Source organism: Pelagibacterium mangrovi (assembly GCF_036662815.1).
GTDB classification, from domain to species: Bacteria; Pseudomonadota; Alphaproteobacteria; order Rhizobiales; family Devosiaceae; genus Pelagibacterium; species Pelagibacterium mangrovi.
Window position 1 is genome coordinate 135,947 of the sequence record NZ_JBAFXA010000005.1, and the last position, 17,257, is coordinate 153,203.

At 63.7% G+C, this 17,257-nt stretch carries 16 protein-coding genes; 9 read left to right on the plus strand and 7 right to left on the minus strand.

Annotated elements, in window-relative coordinates; genetic code table 11:
* Nucleotides 1–36: 36 nt before the first annotated feature.
* Together V4T21_RS10225 and fliP are read left to right on the plus strand one after the other, a co-directional pair.
* Nucleotides 37–615, plus strand: a complete 579-nt coding sequence (locus V4T21_RS10225; RefSeq protein ID WP_332716158.1) for a hypothetical protein — start codon at nucleotides 37–39, stop codon at nucleotides 613–615.
* A 37-nt stretch (nucleotides 616–652) separates the two neighbouring features.
* Nucleotides 653–1,378: a flagellar type III secretion system pore protein FliP gene (gene fliP, locus V4T21_RS10230; protein ID WP_332716160.1), complete on the plus strand. Its 726-nt coding sequence runs from the start codon at nucleotides 653–655 to the stop codon at nucleotides 1,376–1,378.
* An 80-nt stretch (nucleotides 1,379–1,458) separates the two neighbouring features.
* Here the strand turns inward: fliP and V4T21_RS10235 are convergent, their stop codons facing one another.
* The 5 genes from V4T21_RS10235 to V4T21_RS10255 are packed head-to-tail and all read right to left on the minus strand — an operon-like array spanning nucleotide 1,459 to nucleotide 7,624.
* Nucleotides 1,459–4,815 carry a hypothetical protein gene (locus V4T21_RS10235; protein WP_332716162.1) on the minus strand — a complete coding sequence of 1,119 codons (3,357 nt, stop codon included), beginning with the start codon at nucleotides 4,813–4,815 and terminating at the stop codon, nucleotides 1,459–1,461.
* A 59-nt stretch (nucleotides 4,816–4,874) separates the two neighbouring features.
* Entirely contained in the window at nucleotides 4,875–5,621 is a 747-nt protein-coding gene (locus V4T21_RS10240; RefSeq protein ID WP_332716165.1) for a MotE family protein, read from the minus strand.
* The gene (locus V4T21_RS10245; protein WP_332716168.1) at nucleotides 5,618–6,013 is read right to left on the minus strand and encodes a DUF6468 domain-containing protein; all 396 of its coding nucleotides are present in this window, start codon (nucleotides 6,011–6,013) and stop codon (nucleotides 5,618–5,620) included. Before V4T21_RS10245 ends, V4T21_RS10240 begins: the two co-directional genes overlap by 4 nt.
* 22 nt (nucleotides 6,014–6,035) lie before the next feature.
* Nucleotides 6,036–7,130: a flagellar motor switch protein FliM gene (fliM, locus tag V4T21_RS10250; protein WP_440589646.1), complete on the minus strand. Its 1,095-nt coding sequence runs from the start codon at nucleotides 7,128–7,130 to the stop codon at nucleotides 6,036–6,038.
* 5 nt (nucleotides 7,131–7,135) lie between these two features.
* Nucleotides 7,136–7,624 (minus strand): flagellar basal body-associated FliL family protein, encoded by a 489-nt coding sequence (locus V4T21_RS10255; protein ID WP_332716171.1) that lies wholly within the window; start codon nucleotides 7,622–7,624, stop codon nucleotides 7,136–7,138.
* Between the two features lie 285 nt (nucleotides 7,625–7,909).
* Here V4T21_RS10255 and flgF point away from each other — a divergent pair, with 285 nt between their 5' ends.
* The 7 genes from flgF to V4T21_RS10290 all read left to right on the plus strand — a co-directional run bounded on the left by flgF (nucleotide 7,910) and on the right by V4T21_RS10290 (nucleotide 15,655).
* Nucleotides 7,910–8,650, plus strand: a complete 741-nt coding sequence (gene flgF, locus V4T21_RS10260; protein WP_332716599.1) for a flagellar basal-body rod protein FlgF — start codon at nucleotides 7,910–7,912, stop codon at nucleotides 8,648–8,650.
* Between the two features lie 24 nt (nucleotides 8,651–8,674).
* A complete protein-coding gene (gene flgG / locus V4T21_RS10265) occupies nucleotides 8,675–9,460 on the plus strand; it encodes a flagellar basal-body rod protein FlgG (protein ID WP_332716174.1) in 786 nt (261 codons plus the stop codon).
* A 51-nt stretch (nucleotides 9,461–9,511) separates the two neighbouring features.
* The gene (flgA, locus tag V4T21_RS10270; protein WP_332716177.1) at nucleotides 9,512–10,465 is read left to right on the plus strand and encodes a flagellar basal body P-ring formation chaperone FlgA; all 954 of its coding nucleotides are present in this window, start codon (nucleotides 9,512–9,514) and stop codon (nucleotides 10,463–10,465) included.
* A gap of 55 nt (nucleotides 10,466–10,520) precedes the next feature.
* Entirely contained in the window at nucleotides 10,521–11,264 is a 744-nt protein-coding gene (flgH, locus tag V4T21_RS10275) for a flagellar basal body L-ring protein FlgH (RefSeq protein ID WP_332716180.1), read from the plus strand.
* 297 nt (nucleotides 11,265–11,561) lie between these two features.
* Nucleotides 11,562–13,055 (plus strand): carboxypeptidase M32, encoded by a 1,494-nt coding sequence (locus tag V4T21_RS10280; RefSeq protein WP_332716183.1) that lies wholly within the window; start codon nucleotides 11,562–11,564, stop codon nucleotides 13,053–13,055.
* 283 nt (nucleotides 13,056–13,338) lie between these two features.
* Nucleotides 13,339–14,919: an ABC-F family ATP-binding cassette domain-containing protein gene (locus tag V4T21_RS10285; protein WP_332716186.1), complete on the plus strand. Its 1,581-nt coding sequence runs from the start codon at nucleotides 13,339–13,341 to the stop codon at nucleotides 14,917–14,919.
* A gap of 73 nt (nucleotides 14,920–14,992) precedes the next feature.
* Nucleotides 14,993–15,655, plus strand: a complete 663-nt coding sequence (locus tag V4T21_RS10290; RefSeq protein ID WP_332716189.1) for a TerC family protein — start codon at nucleotides 14,993–14,995, stop codon at nucleotides 15,653–15,655.
* 53 nt (nucleotides 15,656–15,708) lie between these two features.
* On the opposite strand, the gene V4T21_RS10295 is transcribed toward V4T21_RS10290, so the two are convergent.
* Both V4T21_RS10295 and dksA read right to left on the minus strand, forming a co-directional pair.
* On the minus strand, nucleotides 15,709–16,557 hold the full coding sequence (locus V4T21_RS10295) for a hypothetical protein (protein ID WP_332716193.1): 849 nt from the start codon (nucleotides 16,555–16,557) through the stop codon (nucleotides 15,709–15,711).
* Nucleotides 16,558–16,678: 121 nt separating this feature from the next.
* Nucleotides 16,679–17,098 (minus strand): RNA polymerase-binding protein DksA, encoded by a 420-nt coding sequence (gene dksA / locus V4T21_RS10300; protein ID WP_332716196.1) that lies wholly within the window; start codon nucleotides 17,096–17,098, stop codon nucleotides 16,679–16,681.
* Nucleotides 17,099–17,257: the final 159 nt, after the last annotated feature.

The following is a 17,257-nucleotide window of genomic DNA, read 5'->3' on the forward strand; positions in this document are numbered from 1 at the left end:
ATGCGTGATCGGGACCATTCTTTCTGGAGCTTGCTTGTGGGATTTCTGACCAGCCTGTTCGGCGGTGAAACCAATTACCTCACCATGTTGATTGCGCTCGCAATCGTGGTGGTGCTCATCGTCCTCGCCGTTTGGCTCATCAAGCTCGTGGGCGACGCCTCGCGCAATGTCGGACGCGGCCGCAACCGGCGCCTCGCCGTCATCGATTCCATCGCCATCGACAACAAGCGCCAGGCGGTGATCGTGCGGCGCGACGAGACCGAACATCTGATCGTCATCGGCGGGCCCAACGATCTTGTCGTCGAAAGCGGCTTTGCCGCCCCCGCCATGCATCAGGTCCAGCGCGCCCCTCGCCGCAAGCCCGAAACCGCTCCGGTCGTCGCGCCCGAACCCGTAGCCCCGGCCCGACCCACCACAACGTCCCTGCGCCACACCGGCCTGCTCCGCCCCGTCGATAACGAACCGCAACTCGATGGGGGAAAGCCCGACAAACCGGGCCGCGTCTCTTCCGACTCAGCTACAAGCGTAGCGATGACGGCTACCACCACAGTGGAGCCCGAGCCGCTGCTTGACGCGAGGGAAAAAGATTACGAGGACGCGACGGCCAAGTCCTGACGCTGCCACGCGCCGGTTCCATCCCGGCGCGGCACTCTTGCTCGGCCTGGGACTCGTCGCAGTCTCGCTGCTCCTCCTCCCCGCTACCGGCCTTGCCCAGGGCATCTCGATCGATTTCGGTGACGAGACGACGCTGACCGAACGCGCGATGCAGTTGATCGCGCTCATCACCATCCTGGCGCTGGCCCCCTCCATCCTCGTGATGGTCACCAGCTTCACCCGGATCGTGGTCGTGCTGTCGCTCCTGCGCACCGCCATCGGCCTTCAGACCGCGCCGCCCAATTCGGTGATGATCTCGCTGGCGCTGTTCCTGACTGCCTTCATCATGGCCCCCACGCTGGAGGCCAGTTACAACGCCGGCATCGCCCCGCTGATCGCCGGCGAAGTGGGAATGACCGAAGCGCTCGAACTCAGCGCCGGCCCCGTCCACGAATTCATGCGCGCCCACGTCCGCGAGCAGGACGTGATGCTGTTCATGGACCTCACCGAAACCCCCGCCCCGGAAAACCCCGAAGATCTCGAGCTGCGCATCCTGATCCCGGCCTTCATGATCTCCGAACTTCGCCGCGCCTTCGAAATCGGCTTCCTGCTCTTTTTGCCGTTCGTCGTCATCGACATGGTCGTCGCCTCGGTGCTGATGAGCATGGGCATGATGATGCTCCCCCCGGTCATCATCTCCCTCCCCTTCAAGCTGATCTTCTTCGTCCTCGTCGACGGCTGGTATCTTGTAGCGGGATCGTTGATCCGAAGTTTTACGGGATGAGCGCCGACCTCGCGAAAGCGAGGTCAAATCGAACGCCCGAGCGTACGGCGAGGGCCGGACGAGCGCCGCACCACTCAACCCTACAAACTCGCCACTGCCCCCGCTTCCGGCGCGGCCCTCAGCGGCGTCACCGCGTCCTGCCCGGCATAGATTTCCCGATAGGCGTTGAGGAAGCCGTTGATCGCCTGCGTATCGGCCACTTGCCGCGCGATCTCGCGGAAGCTCGATCCGTTTGCATCGACCTCCTCGGAAACGAAAGCGAACATCGGCCATTCCGGTGTCATCGCCATGGCACCCGAGAACCGGCTGCGCAGCCGCGACAGCCCGATCTGGTCGTCGGCCAGTACATAGCCCACCGCCGCCTTGACCACATTGGAGCGCCCCAACGGGCTCAGATCGCCATCGACCAGATCGGCCGAATAAAGCGCTTCGATCAACTCACTCGCCTGCCCATAGCGCCGCCCCTTCCAAAGCGCATCGATCCGCAGCAACTCGATATCGCGCCCCGATAGGTTCGAGAGCAGATCGAGCGCCAGGTCCTGCCGGTTGGCCTGGATCAGCGCGCTCGCCTCCAGCACCCGCCGCTGCCGCTGCAATCCCGGCGGCAACCCTGCCAGCCGCGTATCGTAGAGCGCGCGCAACGCCGAATTAGGGTCGCGGTTGGCGATGTGCACCACCGCCAGATCAGCCGCGACCTGCGCCCGCGACGCCCCCTCCAGCCGGTTATCCACCTGATAGCGCAACAATTCGGCGGCCTGCGCCAAAAGATCGACCTCGATCAGCCGCTGCGCCAGATTGCGGATCATCGTATCGCCTTCGACTCCCGGCGGGGTGAGATGGCGATAGTCATAATAGATGGCGAGCGCGGCAATCGCATCGAGCGAATCCGCCTGCCCATCGAGGAACAGCCCGGCGAACTCCTCCCGCGCCCGCGCCAGCAGCGGATCGAGCAGGTTCGCATCAAAGCTGTTGGACATTTCTCGCGTCAGCACGAAGGCGTCGCGATAGTCGCCATGGCGATACTGCAGATCGGTGAGCTTGGCGACGATATCGATCTCAAGCTGGTCCCCGCGCCAGATCGTCGATTGCACGGCCAGCGTGTCGATAGCCGGCGCGATATCGAGATTGCCCATATTGTCGAGCAGTTCGATCGTGCGCAGCACCGCCTCGACCGAGGCCATCCGGCGGTCCGATGCGATTACGCGACCATAGCTTTCCAGCGCCTCGTCATTGCGGCCATTGAGCTGGTCCAGCCGGCCCGAAAGCAATTCGTATTCGGCCACCTGATCGCGCGAGAGCGCCGAAAGATCGACGATTTCGAGCATATCGCCAGCCATCTCGGCATCCTCCTCTTCCACCGCCGCGCGGATCGCGGCAAGGTGGAAACGGGAGCGGACCCAATTGGGATAATTGTCGACCACCGTATCGGCACCGAACGCGTCGAGCCGCGCGCCGGCGAAATCGCCGCTCTCGGCCTTGGCGATGGTGCGCCAGATCATGGCGTCCGCCTCGTCACGCATGGCGTCGCTGTTGAGCAGTGCCAGCGCGTCGGACGCCCGCCCGGCCAGAGCATTGGCGGCGGCAAGGGTCGCGTTCATCTGCGGCGCCAGGCTTTCCTGGCGCAATTCGCGCTCCATCACCTCGATGACCCCGATGGCCTCGAAGGTGAGATTGTTGCCGAGGTAGAACTGAGCCAGATCGAGCCGCGCCCGGTCGAGTTCCCGGCCTTCCGCCCGCGAGGCACGCGCCAGGATCATGTTCCGCTCCACATCGAACGCCTGCGGATCGGGCACCATCACCGAAACCAGATCGAGCGCGCTCTGGCTCGATTGCTCGGGCGTGCGATAGCGCAACCCGTCATCGGCCGAAAGCGTCAATCCCGCATCTGCGGCGATCACCGCATACCGGTCCTCGATCGAAACGCTGACCCCCTCGTGCAGCGGCCTGATCACCAGCCCATGCACCGAGCGCGGCGCCTGGAAATCGACGAATCCCAGATCGCGGACAATGCCGCGCGCCGGCGGGAAAACGGTCACCACGTCCAAAATATCGCCCACATCGGGGTCGCGCAGTTGGTGCACCCGTGCCGGCCGCTCCAGATCGGCCAGCATCTCGTAATAGCCGTGCGGCGATTTCCGGCGCTCCAGCGTCACCGGGCGCGTTGCCGACAGCAGGATATCGCCGAGCGAAAGCACCCAGGCCTTACCCTCCGACGCGATGGTCGCCAGCCGATTGTCGTCGAGCACCATCCGCACCACATAGGCCGCCCCAGTGCTCTCGACAGTGAAGTCGCTCGCCAGCCCATCGAGGATCTGGCTCGATTGCTCGTCGGGCCGCTCGAGCTGCGCGCGAGTGTCGAACAGCATCCAGACCACATTGCCGCGCCGAAACACCGCCGAAGGCGTTTCTTCGGTGAACGGGAACACCACCCGCACCGTCGCGCCGACCGTGCTGACATGGGGCCGCACCACGCCGGAGCCTTCTGGCTCCACAGCGTCCGCCGCCTCATCGACGACCGCGGCCACCGAAACGGTTTCCGCTTCAAGCTCGGCCGCAATCGCCGCAATATCGAAGGCTTCCGCCGTGCTGCCTGGAATGCCGATATCAAGAGTGAATTCGCTGCTCGACTGCTCGTAGAACCGCATCTCGGCGTCATCGGCCACGGCAAAGGTGATTTCCGTATCGCCCCCATGGACGATGTTCTCCACCTCGCCCAGTTCCGCCGGCCTGTCCGAGAGGATCGGATACAGATCGATCGGCACCGGCCAATCGAACCGCAGCGAGGCCTCGTCCCCCTCGCGCGAAAACTCGGCCTTGGTGCCCACGTTCCAACTAAACTCGATACGCGAGAATGTGGGGTGCCGCCCCACCCGGATTTCCGGCTGCGGATCGTATTCGGCCACCATCTCGGCACGCCGCCGCTCCTCGGCGATCCGCGCCGCGTCCTCGGCCCGTTCGGCCAGCCGCGCGATCACGTCGGCGGGCAACGCCGGCGGCAGCCCCACCCAATCGGCCGGCAGCAAGTCGATATAAAGCTGCTCTCCTGCCGCCATGGTATTGATCTGGAAAGTATTGCGCAGCCCCATGCGGATGCTCGTCCGGTCCGGATCGAACCGCGCGACGGCGACATATTCGCCCAATATAGTGCCCACATCGGGCAGGAACCCGCTCATGGGCTCGTCGGGCGCCGCGATCACCAGCACGCCGTTGTCGCTGGCGACGCTATGTTCAGGCAGCGACATCCGGTCGGTAAAGGTCAGGATCAGCCGCGCATAGCCCTCATGCCGCTGCGCTTCGAGCGTAATGCGCTCTTCGGCACCGGCGCCTCCGGCCCAAGCCAGAACGTTCCCCAGCACCAAAAACGCCAGCGAGATGGCTCTCGCGGCGCAAGTGAGATCGTAACGTGAGCGTCCACGTTTCTGGGTGGTCGAAAGCATTCTGCCTGCCGCTCTAATTTCGGCGGCAGACTAGGGGGTAGCGCTTAAGATGCCCTTACTTATTGCCCGACGATCTGCGGCAGATTGGCATAATCGGACGGTGCGACCTCCGCCGGGCCGGTCGGGCCGGTCTGCGTCAGCAGCACCGTCAATTCCTGCGCCCGGGCCGTGTTCATCTCGGCCATGATCGGCCCCAGCTTGCGCGGGTTCATCGCCTTGCCCACGCGCACCAGCACGTCGCGGTCCAGATCGTTGAAGATCGTGGCTGCATCGCTCGCACGCATATTCTCATACATGGCGACGACGGCGCCGAACTGCTCGCCCTCCGCATTCTCCTGCGCATCGACGAGCGCGTTGATCGAGGCTTCCATGGCATCGAGTTCGGCCATCCGCTCCTCGATTCGGATTTCCGCCGCTTCCACGACGGCCAGCCGCGCCTCGAGCTCGCCCGCAAAGCTCTCCAGTTCGGCCCGCCGCTCCGCCAGTCGCTGCAGGATGGCCGTTTCGCTCGTCCCTTCGGTAAAATCCACTGGCACCGCCACCCCGCCCGGGCCCGTGGCGAGCACGTTGACCTCGCCGTCCCCCGAAACGCTCGACGGCACCGTGTCGAACAACGCCCGCGCCGCCGCCTCCGAAGGGCTGAGTTCGGACTGGTCCTCGGCCACCGGCGCGGTGTGCTCCACCTCCTGCGCGATGCCCACGCCGCCCAATATATACCCCTGCCCCGAGACGATGCCGAACGTCTTGAGCACGAGAAGCGCCGAAGCGGCCATCACGACGACGGGCAGCAGCCGGACCGGTTTCATGCAGCGGTCTCCCGCCGGCGCTGGTGCTCCTGCAACGCGCGCAACGCGGTACCTGCCCGGTTGCCGTCGACGCCGCCATTGGGCGAACGCGCCGCTTGGGTGATCTTGGCGATCCGGTCCATCACGGCCTGTCCGGCATTGACGTGGTTAGCCAACTCGATTGCGAACCGCTCGGCATCGTTGAGCCTCTGGTTCAGCCGCTCATCGGCTTCGACGGCCGTTTCCTTGAGCCCCTTGATCGCACCATTGGCCATCGTGGTGGCCTGCACGAGGTCGGCGATCATCTGCTGCAACGCCGCGCGATCGGCATGCAGCATCTTGATTCTCTTATTGAGAACCACACAGTATCCGATTGTCGTCGCAAGCAGAATGGCAACGGCAATCTCGATCATCAATCCCAGCGGCAACCCCATTTTATTTGCCTTCCGCCTCTTCTTCCATCGCCTCAAATGCCGCCATCGTCACCTTTGGCGGGTTAAGCGGCCGGGTGACCCGAACCGATACGTTTTTCCCGATATGCCCCATCACCGCCTTGGTGAGATCGACATCGCCGCAGCGTAGCGTCACCGGATCGGATGGCGTCGTGTCGAACATGATCGTGTCGCCCGCCGCGAGGTTCAAAACCTTGGAGAGTGGCAATTCAAGCTCGTGCAGCACAGCGGAGATTTCAGTATCGGCAGCATAAATCTCGGTCGCCAGATGCCCTTCCCAGATGGGATCGCGCCCGAATTTTTCGCCCATATACATCTGGAGCAATTGCTCGCGGATCGGTTCGATCGTGGCATAGGGCAGCATGATTTCGATCTTGCCGCCGCGATCCTCCATATCGATCCGCAGTTCCACGAGGATCGCCGCATTGCCCGGCCGCGAGATGGCGGCAAAGCGCGGATTGGTCTCCATCCGGTCGAGCTTGAACGTCACCTGCCCGAGCGGCTCGAACGCCTTGTGCATGTCATCGAGGATCAGGTCGATCATCCGGCGGGCCAGCGCCATCTCGATGGTTGTATAGGGTCGCCCGTCGATCCGGATCACGCTCGTCCCGCGCCGCCCGCCCAGCAGCACGTCGATCATCGAATAGATGAGCGCGCTATCGACAGTCAGCAGCCCGAAATTGTCCCACTCCTCGGCTTTGATGACCGAAAGGATCGCCGGCAGCGGGATCGAGTTGAGATAATCCCCGAAGCGCACCGAAGTGATTGAATCGAGCGAGACTTCCACATTGTCCGAGGTGAAATTGCGCAGCGTCGTCGTCGCCAGCCGCACCAGCCGGTCGAACGCGATCTCCAGCATGGGCAAGCGTTCATAGCTGACCAGCGCCGAGTTAATCAGCGCCCGCACCCCGGTCAACTCGACGCTCGATCCCGCGCTCGGATCGAATCCCAAGAGCGAATCGATTTCGTCCTGATTGAGCACGCGATCGGACGCGCCGACCCCCGACTCTGCTTCGAGCATGGCGGCCCAGTCGTCGCTCAATCCGTCTTCGGGTTTTCCGGTCTCGTTCGCCATCATGCGCCCTATTGGATCAGGATTTCCTTGAACAGGATGTTCTCCACGCTCGCCGGATAGACGGCGAGGTTGACGCGGCGCTGCAATTCTTCACGGAGGCGATAGATCCCCGCCGACCCTTCGAGGTCCGAGCGGCGCAGTTCACGCAGATACACCTGAAAGGCATCCAGCACCCGCGCCATCTTGGGTTCGATCATCGCGATCATCGCCTCGTCGCGCACTTCCAGTGCCACCTTGAGCCGCAGGAACGCGGCCGCGCCGTCATCGGAATTGAGGTTCACGGTAATGTCGGGCAGGTCGTAGAACGCGGTCGCTACCGCCTCCGTCATCCCATCCCCTTCCGAAGCGCCCGACCCCGATTGGGTCAGAAAGAACGCGCCCAGGCCGCCCACGATCAGCAGGGCTGCGACGCCACCGCCGATCAGCGCGATTTTCGGCAATCCCTTCCGGGACTGCCCGCCACCGGCGTTAACGTCCGTTTCGGTCACATCGCTCATGGCAGCCCTTCCGAATCCCCCGGTTTCCCGGCGCTTTGCCTACCTCAGCAGCTAATGCCGACAGGGTTAACGAATGGTTACGATTTGGGTGCGGATCGGCAGTTATTGCCGGGCAGTTTTTTCCCTCCCGTTAACCATGTGCCGAGCGCCGCTGCCCACCCACTCCATCCAAACCATTGAAAAACAACAGTTTCCCATCTTGGCACGCCACCTGCATTGCATTGGGCGAGTGGCCCGGCTTGGGGAAGTGGGGCGCTCGAATGGATTAACGGGGAACCGCGCATGATCGAGAACGCGCAACTGATCGGCCTTTCGCGCCAGATGGCGCTGCAGCGGCAGATGGATGTGGTGGCCAATAATCTGGCCAACATCAACTCGACCGGCTTCAAGGCCGAGGCGATCCTTTTCGAGGAATACATCATGCCGGTCGCCGCCGACCGTACCTTTCCGCGCGGCAGCCAGCAGCTTTCCTACGTGCAGGATTGGGCGACCATGCACGACCTCGCTCCCGGCGCCGTGACCCAGACCGGAAATCCGCTCGATCTGGCGCTCGCCGGCGACGGCTTCCTCGCCGTCCAGGCGCCCGAAGGCATCCGCTACACCCGCAACGGCGCCCTCGAAATCAATTCCGACGGCGCGCTGGTCACCCAGAACGGCTTCCCGGTTCTCTCGAGCGGCGGCAATCCCATCGTCTTCGCCCCCGAGGAAACCGACATCGCCATCACTCCCGAAGGCGCGGTGACCTCCAGCGCCGGCAACAAGGGCAACCTCCAGATCGTCGAATTCGCCAACGCCCAGGAGCTGACCCGCACCGGCGACACCATGTTCGCCGGCGGCACGCCCCTGCCCGCTACCGCCACCCGCGTCGTGCAGGGAGCGCTCGAGCGCTCCAACGTATCGGGCGTGGGCGAAATGACCGAAATGATCAGGGTGACGCGAGCCTATTCCTCGCTCGCCGACCTTATCAACAAGCAGGACGAATTGCGCCGCACCGCCATCCAGCGGTTGGGCGACATGCAGGCTTAAGGCAAGCCAGTAAGGACCATATCGATGAAAGCTCTCTATATCGCATCGACCGGCATGGCCGCCCAGGAGCGCAATGTCGAAGTCGTCTCCAACAACATCGCCAACATGCGCACCACCGGCTTCAAGCGCCAGCGCGCCGAGTTCCAGGACCTGCTCTACCAGACCTACCGCCGCGCCGGCGCTTCGACCTCGGAAACCGGCACCCAGGTTCCCGTCGGCATCGAAATCGGCTCGGGCGTGCGTCTTTCGGCCACCGCCCGTGTCATGAGCCAAGGCAATGTCGCACCCACCGAAAAGGACCTCGATCTCGCCATTCGCGGCGAAGGCTTCTTCATGGTCGAAATGCCCGACGGCCGTACCGCCTACACCCGCGACGGCACGTTCGAGCGCGACGCCACCGGAATGCTGGTCACCGTCGATGGCTACCAGGTCCAACCCGGCATCATCGTCCCTGCCGACGCGACATCGGTTTCGATCAGCCGCGATGGGCTGGTCGAAGGCTTCATTAATGGCGGCACCGAGCCGGTGCAGCTCGGCCAGATCCAGATGGCGCGGTTCGTGAACAAGGGCGGCCTGGAATCGATGGGCGACAATCTCTTTCTCGAAACCGCCGCCTCCGGCGAAGCCCAGGTCGGACTTCCCGGCCAGGAAGGCATGGGCAGCCTGCTCCAGGGATACCTCGAAAGCGCCAACGTCAACGCCGTCACCGAAATGGCCGATCTCATCTCCGCCCAGCGCGCCTACGAAATGAATGCCCGCATCATTTCCGGCGCCGACCAGATGATGCAGGCCACATCCCAGCTCCGCTGATCTTTCCGGTTCACAAGCACGACCAGATAGTAACCAAACGAGATCTGAACCATGACAGTTTCGCTTCTCAAGCGCGCCGGCCTCGCTCTCGCCCTCGCCGCGCTGACCACCACCGCCCAGGCTGAACCGCTTCTCAAGGGCGACGTCACCGTCACCGCTGCAATCGTTACAGTGGGCGATCTTGTCGACAACGCCGGCCTCATGGCCGAAACCGCCGTCTTCCGCGCCCCTGCTCCCGGCACCGCCGGCGTTCTTTCTGTCGAGGATATCGCCGCCGCCCTGCGCTCGGCCGGCATTGAGGAATTCCAGGCCGCCGGTCTCGATACCATTCGCGTCGCCCGCGTCGGCGTCGAAGTTAGCCTACCGCTTATCACCGACCTGATCGCGACCGACCTCCGCACGCGCGGTATCCTGTCCGGCGGCATGGACATGGACATCGCCCTCGATACCCCCCTGCCCGAGCTGGTTTCCGCCAACACCGCAAACCCGGCCACGCTGACCATCCTGCGCTATATGCCGGGCTCCTCCACCTTTTCGGCTCGTTTCCAGATCGGCGGTATCGATCGCCCGCTCGACGTTTCGGGCCAGATCCAGCTCCTGATCGCCGCGCCGCACCTCACCCGCACGCTGCCCCAGGGTACGATCCTGTCGTCCGACGACGTCGAAATGCGCATGATCCCGCTGCCTTACGCCGAATCCGCCGGCCTCGTGGACATAGAGCAATTGGTGGGCAAGGCGTTGCAGCGCCAGACCCGCGCCGGCGTCATGCTGCGCCCCTCCGATATCGCGGCGCCCGAAATCATCTCGCGCAACGAACAGGTCACCGTCGTCTATCAGCACGGCTCGTTGACCCTCACCACCACCGGCAAGGCGCTCAACGCAGCCAGCCTCTCCGAGCCGGTCACCGTGCTCAACACCATGAGCAACAAGGTTCTGCAAGGCATCGCCACGCAGAACGGCACCGTCACCATCGTTTCGGGAACCCAGCAGATCGCCGGGCTCTGATCTTTTCAACCAGCCGCGCTTGGGGAAGCGCGGTTCTCACCAACGGGGAAATACAATGAACGCACTTTTCAAGATCATTACCGGCCTGATGCTGGTTTCCGCCATCGCCGGCTGCGCCACCACCTCCGATCGCCTCGCCAATGTCGGCCGCGCCCCGGCCCTGAACCCGATCGTCGATCCCACCGTCACCGCCGGCTACCGCCCGGTCACCATGCCCATGCCCGCCGCGGAGCCGGGCGTCTATCAGCCCAATTCGCTGTTCCGCTCCGATGCGCGCAGCTTTTTCAAAGACCCGCGCGCCGGCAGGGTCGGCGACATCCTCACCGTCCAGGTGACCATCGACGACCGCGCCCAGATCGGCAACACCACCTCGACCTCGCGCACCTCGTCCAACGAGGCCGGCCTGGGCGGCGCGTTGGGCTCGATCTTCAATTCCGTCGCCCCCTCCGATGTCACCGCTGACGCCGCCATCGGCACCAACTCCGGTATCGCCAATTCCGGAAACGGCTCGGTCAACCGCTCCGAGCGCCTGACCACCCAGGTCGCCGCCGTGGTGACCCAGGTGCTGCCCAACGGCAATCTGGTCATCGAAGGCCGCCAGGAAGTCCGCGTCAATTTCGAGGTCCGCGACCTGATCGTCGCCGGGATCGTCCGCCCCGAGGATATCGCCTCGGACAACACCATCGACTCCTCGAAAATCGCCGAAGCCCGCATCGCCTATGGCGGTCGCGGCCAGATCACCGACGTCCAGCAGCCCCGCTACGGCCAACAAATCCTCGACGCCATCCTGCCATTCTGATCCCGATCCGGGGTGAGGTTCCAACCTCACCCCACCCACCACCGTCATCCGGGACGTGCTTCCGGAATCCAGCAGCAGCCTCCACCAGTCCCCAACCGCCTGCCGTTCCCCAAAATCTGCGGCAGCCGGTTCCCGGCCCGTCTTCCCCGTCGGGCCGATCACAAGAGGGCGCAGCCTCCCCGCTGCGCCCTCTTTGGCTTCATTGACTGCGGGCGTGAGCAGACGCTGCCGCCCCATCGCTTCCCTTCCCCACCCCCACGCGCTAGAAACCTCCGACCCACACCTTCGGAGCCTCCCATGTCCTACGCCGATCTCGAAGCCCTTGGCCGCCAGCTCGAATCTATCGAGCACGCCATCGCCATCCTCTCGGCGGACGAAGCGACCAACATGCCGGTCGGCGGCGGCGAAAAGCGCGCCGAATCCGTCTCCTTTCTCTACGGCCTGCGCCACGAAACCGCCACCGCGCCCCAAATCGGCGACTGGATCGCCAAGGCAGAGAGCGAAGACCTTTCTGAAGACCAGCAGCTCGCCCTCACCGAATTCAAGCGCGTCTATACCAACGCCACCTGCCTGCCCGCCTATTTCGTTCGCCGCAAATCGCAGGCTGAGATGCGCTCCGAACAGCTCTGGCGCGATCTGCGCGCCAAAAACGACTGGGCCAATTTCGCCCCAGCGCTGGAAGGCGTCGTCGCCCTCGCCCGCGAAGAGGCCCACATGCGCGCCGACGTCCTCGGCCTCGCCCCCTATGACGCCCTGATGGAACAATTCGACCCCGGCAATCGCGTCGCCGACGTCTCTCCGGTCCTCGAAACGCTCAAATCCTTCCTCGTCGATTTCGTCCCCGAGGCCCTCGACGCCCAGGCCGAACGCCACGCCGCCCGTCCACCCAAAACCGTCACCGGCCCCTTCCCGATTGAAAAGCAGCGCGAACTCGGCCTCTCCATGATGCAGGCGCTGGGCTTCGATTTCACCCATGGCCGGCTCGATGTCTCCCATCACCCCTTCTGCGGCGGCGTCCCCACCGATGTGCGAATGACCACCCGTTATCGCACCGACGAATTTCTCACCTCGCTGATGGGCGTCCTGCACGAAACCGGCCACGCCCTTTACGAACAGGGTCTTCCCAAGGCGCTTTCCCACATGGCGGTGGGGCAAGCCCGTGGCATGGCCATGCATGAAAGCCAATCGCTGTTCATCGAACAGCAACTGGCCCACGCCCCGGAATTCTGGCGCTGGGCCATGCCCATCGTCGCCACCCATCTGGGCGAGGATGCCTTTGCGGGCTGGGATGTCGAGGACGTGGTCGCCGAGGTCAACAAGGTCCAGCGCGGCTTCATCCGCGTCGATGCCGACGAGGTGACCTACCCGCTCCACATCATCCTGCGGTTCGAGCTCGAACAGGCACTGATCGGCGGTTCGCTGGAAGTCGCCGACCTTCCCGAGGCCTGGGACGCGAAAATGACCGAATATCTGGGTCTTTCGACCATCGACAACCCCAAGGACGGTCCCATGCAGGACGTCCACTGGTCCGGCGGCGCCTTCGGCTATTTCCCCTCCTACACGCTCGGCGCCCTCATCGCCGCCCAGCAATGGCAATCGATCGAAAAAGCCATCCCCGACCTCCTCGACCAGATCGCTACCGGCGATTTCTCCGCGGTTAACGCCTGGCGCTCCGAAAACATCTGGCAACAGGCGTCCCGCTACTCCACCCCCGACCTCCTGAAACGCGCCACCGGCGAAACCCTCAACCCCGACATCTTCATCGCACACCTGAAAAAGCGCTACGGGTGATCGATCGCATTCCAGCGGAGCACGCTAGCCTTCTCCCGTCCTCCACCGTTGTCACCCCGGGTTTATCCCGGGGCAAGGTATGCTCGCCGCCCTCGGCTCCTTCCCCTTCGTCGTCTTTGAACCCGACCCGAAAAGTGAGCCCCCCAACACACACCAAACCTTGACTCCCCCTCGCCAATCCCTATCTTCCCTTCCATCCGCAACACCAACAGGATGTGTGACCAAATGGATTTCCGTCTGACGCAAGCCCTTTTCCGCAACGTCAGCACGCAGTTCATTTCCCATGCCCGCACACATCACGCTTTCCACCCTTGGCTACGCCACGCCTGACGGCACCCAGCTTTTCTCAAGTCTCGATCTCGCCTTCTCCCGCCAGCGCACCGGCCTCGTGGGCCGCAACGGCGTGGGCAAGTCGACCCTCCTCAAGCTGATCACCGGCACCCTCACCCCCCAATCAGGCAGCATCACAGTCGATGGCACCATCGGCATGCTCCGCCAGTCGCTTCAGCCCCAGCCCGGCGAGACTATCGCCGACCTCTTCGGCATCCGCGGCGCCCTGACCCTCCTCGCCCGCGCCGAAGCCGGCTCCGCCACCGCCGATGACCTCGTCGACGCCGACTGGACGCTCGAAGCCCGCCTCGCCGAATCCCTCGCCCGCTTCGCGCTCGAGGCCATCCCCGAAACCCCGCTCGCCAGCCTCTCGGGCGGCCAGCGCACCCGAGCCATGCTCGCCGCGCTGGTCTTTGCCGAGCCGGACTTCCTCCTCCTCGACGAACCCACCAACAACCTCGACCGCGACGGCCGCGCTGCCGTGATCTCGCTGCTTGCCTCCTGGCGCGGCGGCGCCATAGTCGTCAGCCACGACCGCGAATTGCTCGACACCATGGACCAGATCGTCGAACTCACGACCCTTGGCGCCACCGCCTACGGCGGCAATTTCACCTTCTACCGCGAGCGCAAGGCCATCGAACTCGCCGCCGCCCAGCACGATCTTGCCACCGCCGAACGACATGTTTCAGAGGTGGACCGCAAGACCCAGCAGATCCGGGAAAAACAGGCCCGCCGCGATGCCGGCGGCAAGCGCAAGAAGGCCAAGGGTGACCTTCCCCGCATCCTCCTGGGCGGTATGAAGAACAACGCTGAAAACACCAGTGGCGATTCAGCCCGCCTCGCCGACCGCCGGCGCGAGCAGGCCCAGTCCGAGGCCCAATCGGCCCGCGAAAAGATCGAAATCCTCCAGCCCGTCACCGTCTCGGTCCCGCCCACGCACCTGCCGCCGGGCAAAAAGGTCCTGACCATCGAAACCGTCACCGCCGGCTACACGCCCGATCGCCCCATCCTCACCGGCTTCTCCCTTTCCATCGCCGGCCCCGAGCGCTTGGCGATCACCGGCGCCAATGGCTCGGGCAAGACCACGCTTCTCAAACTCATCACCGGCGAGCTCGCAGCCGCCGCCGGCACCGTCTCGCTGCACGTTCCCCACGCCTTCCTCGATCAACAGGTCTCCATCCTCGATCCCGCCCTCACGATCCGCGAAAACTTCCTCGCCCTCAATCCCGGCGCGGATGAAAACACCTGCCGCGCCGCGCTTGCCCGCTTCAAATTCCGCGCCGAAGCGGCGCACCAGATCGTGGGCTCTCTCTCGGGCGGAGAAACCTTGCGCGCCGGCCTCGCCTGCGTTCTGGGCACCCAAACCCCGCCGCAGCTCCTGATCCTGGACGAGCCCACCAACCATCTCGATCTCGACTCGATCCAGGCCGTCGAAGCCGGACTTTCCGCCTATGACGGCGCCCTGCTCGTCGTCAGCCACGATCGCCCCTTCCTCGATGCGATTGAAATAACGCGCGAGATAGCCATGGGCTGACATTGGCTTATTTGCACCCGGACTCGATCGGATATAGACAACAGCATTGTCATATTTCTCCTTGAGTCTCCCCATGTTCGGGTTCGATCCCAGTTTCCTAACCTCCCTGGCCCAGGTCATCATGATCGATCTGGTCCTGGCGGGGGATAATGCCGTTGTCATTGGCCTCGCCGCCGCCGGGCTCGATCCCTCGCTCCGAAAGCGCGCCGTGCTGATCGGCATCATGGCCGCCACCGTCCTGCGCATCGGCTTTGCGCTCATCACCACCCAACTGCTCTCCCTCGGCGGCGGCCTTTTGATCGGCGGCGGCCTGCTGCTGCTCTGGGTTTGCTGGAAGATGTATCGCGAGCTGACGGTTTCCGAGGAAGCCGAGCACGACGCGACCGAAGTGCTCTCCGATTCCGATCTCAATGCCGATGGAACCGTCGCCAGCCGCGCCCCGCGCAAGACGCTGCGTCAGGCCGTCACCCAGATCATCATCGCCGACGTTTCGATGTCGCTCGATAACGTTCTGGCAGTGGCCGGTGCGGCCCAGCACCATTTCGAGGCGCTGGTCTTCGGCCTCGCGCTGTCGGTGGTGATGATGGGCATCGCGGCAACCTACATCGCCCGCCTGCTGCACCGCTTCCGCTGGATCGCCTGGGTCGGCCTGGTCCTGATCCTCTACGTCGCCACCCGCATGCTCTACGAAGGCGCCGGCGCCTTCATCGACCTGCCCCATTTGCCGTTCCTCTAACGGCGAACGAAATAACAAAAAAGGCAGCGTCCGCGCTGCCTTTTTTCGTTCGTTCAGGCCGGATTCGCTTCCGGCTCGGCCTCAAAACTGGCGCTCCCTTCGTCGAGCCGGGCGTTGAACGACGCCCGCTCCTCTTCGGAAAAATCGAGTCGGGTCAGCCCCTCGTCCAGAAGGATGGGATTATCGATCCCCTCCATCCGCGCGCCCACCGCATAGACGTTTCCATCGGCGCCATTGAGGATGATCGGCCCCTGGTTCTTCTTGAACCGCGCCGCAGCCGCCACACGCTTGCCTTTGCCCGTCGCGGGAATTCTGTAGCCGACGACCCGTCCGCCCAGCACCTTGTTGTTCTGGGTCACCTCAACCGCAACCGGGCTGACCGTTCCCCCCCGCTTCGCCCTGCCATTGTCCCTGGCCGCCCGGAAATAGGCGCGCAGCGCGACGATGAACAGCACGGCGAACAGCAGAACGAAGCCCGCGCCGACGGCGATGCGGTTCCAGAGCATGTCGAGACCCAGGTCGAGCGTGGCCATTGCCGGCCGATCGCCCGAAATCACCACGCCGACGTAGTAATCGCTCGTCGAAAAATCGATGAAGGCGAACGAGGTGTGGCTTTCGATGGTCTTGCCATCATAGGTGTAAACCAGATCCGCCTCGCAGCTCGTGAATATGGCCCGCTGCGTCCGACATTCGCCATCCAGAATGTCGAAATCGGCGACTTCAATCGGGTTCTGGCTGATCTGGATATCGCGCCATATCCCCGGCGCCTGCCAGATGGCCAGCCCCAGCCCCAATGCCAGCATCACCAGAGCAGCGAAAAGATTGATCCCAGCCCCGGTAAAAACGGAGCGTGTCGCCTTCATCGGGCGCGAGGGCAAAAGGTTCGGGGGAAATTCTATCATGAAAGGCCTCTTGAAATGTATTCCGCCAGCAATCGGTCCGGCGCCTATCCAGCCGAAAACGAAACCCCACTGGTCATGGACCGGTGGGGCTCGATGATCATAACAGAAACGTGATCAGGCGCTAGTCGTCGCGATAGACCTTCTCGCGCCGCTCATGCATCTCCTGGGCTTCGAGGCTCAGCGTTGCAGTGGGCCGCGCATCGAGCCTTGCCAGCCCGATCGGCTCACCGGTTTCCTCGCAATAGCCGTAGGTGCCTTCGTCGATACGCTTGAGCGCTGCGTCGATCTTGGCAATCAGCTTTCGCTGCCGGTCGCGGGTGCGCAATTCCAGCGCCCTGTCGCTTTCCGACGAGGCCCGGTCGGCCATATCCGGATGATTGGTGCTCTCTTCCTGCAGGTTTTCCAGCGTCGCCCGGCTTTCACGAAGGATTTCATCCTTCCAGGAATTAAGCTTTCTGCGGAAGTAATCGCGCTGGCGCGCGTTCATGAATTCCTCGTCCTCGGAGGGACGATAGTCGTCAGCAAGGGCCTCAACCGACATCGTAAAGACTCACTCCCCTTGGCAACAGGTGCCGCCTATATAGTGGGGACGCAAGGGACGGGCAATTGGAAATTGCCGCAGGTGTTAACAAGCATGTGAGCGCTTCACGCCAACACCGCGCCGCTTTTGCTGCGCCGATCGCCTAAGACTTAAGAAAAT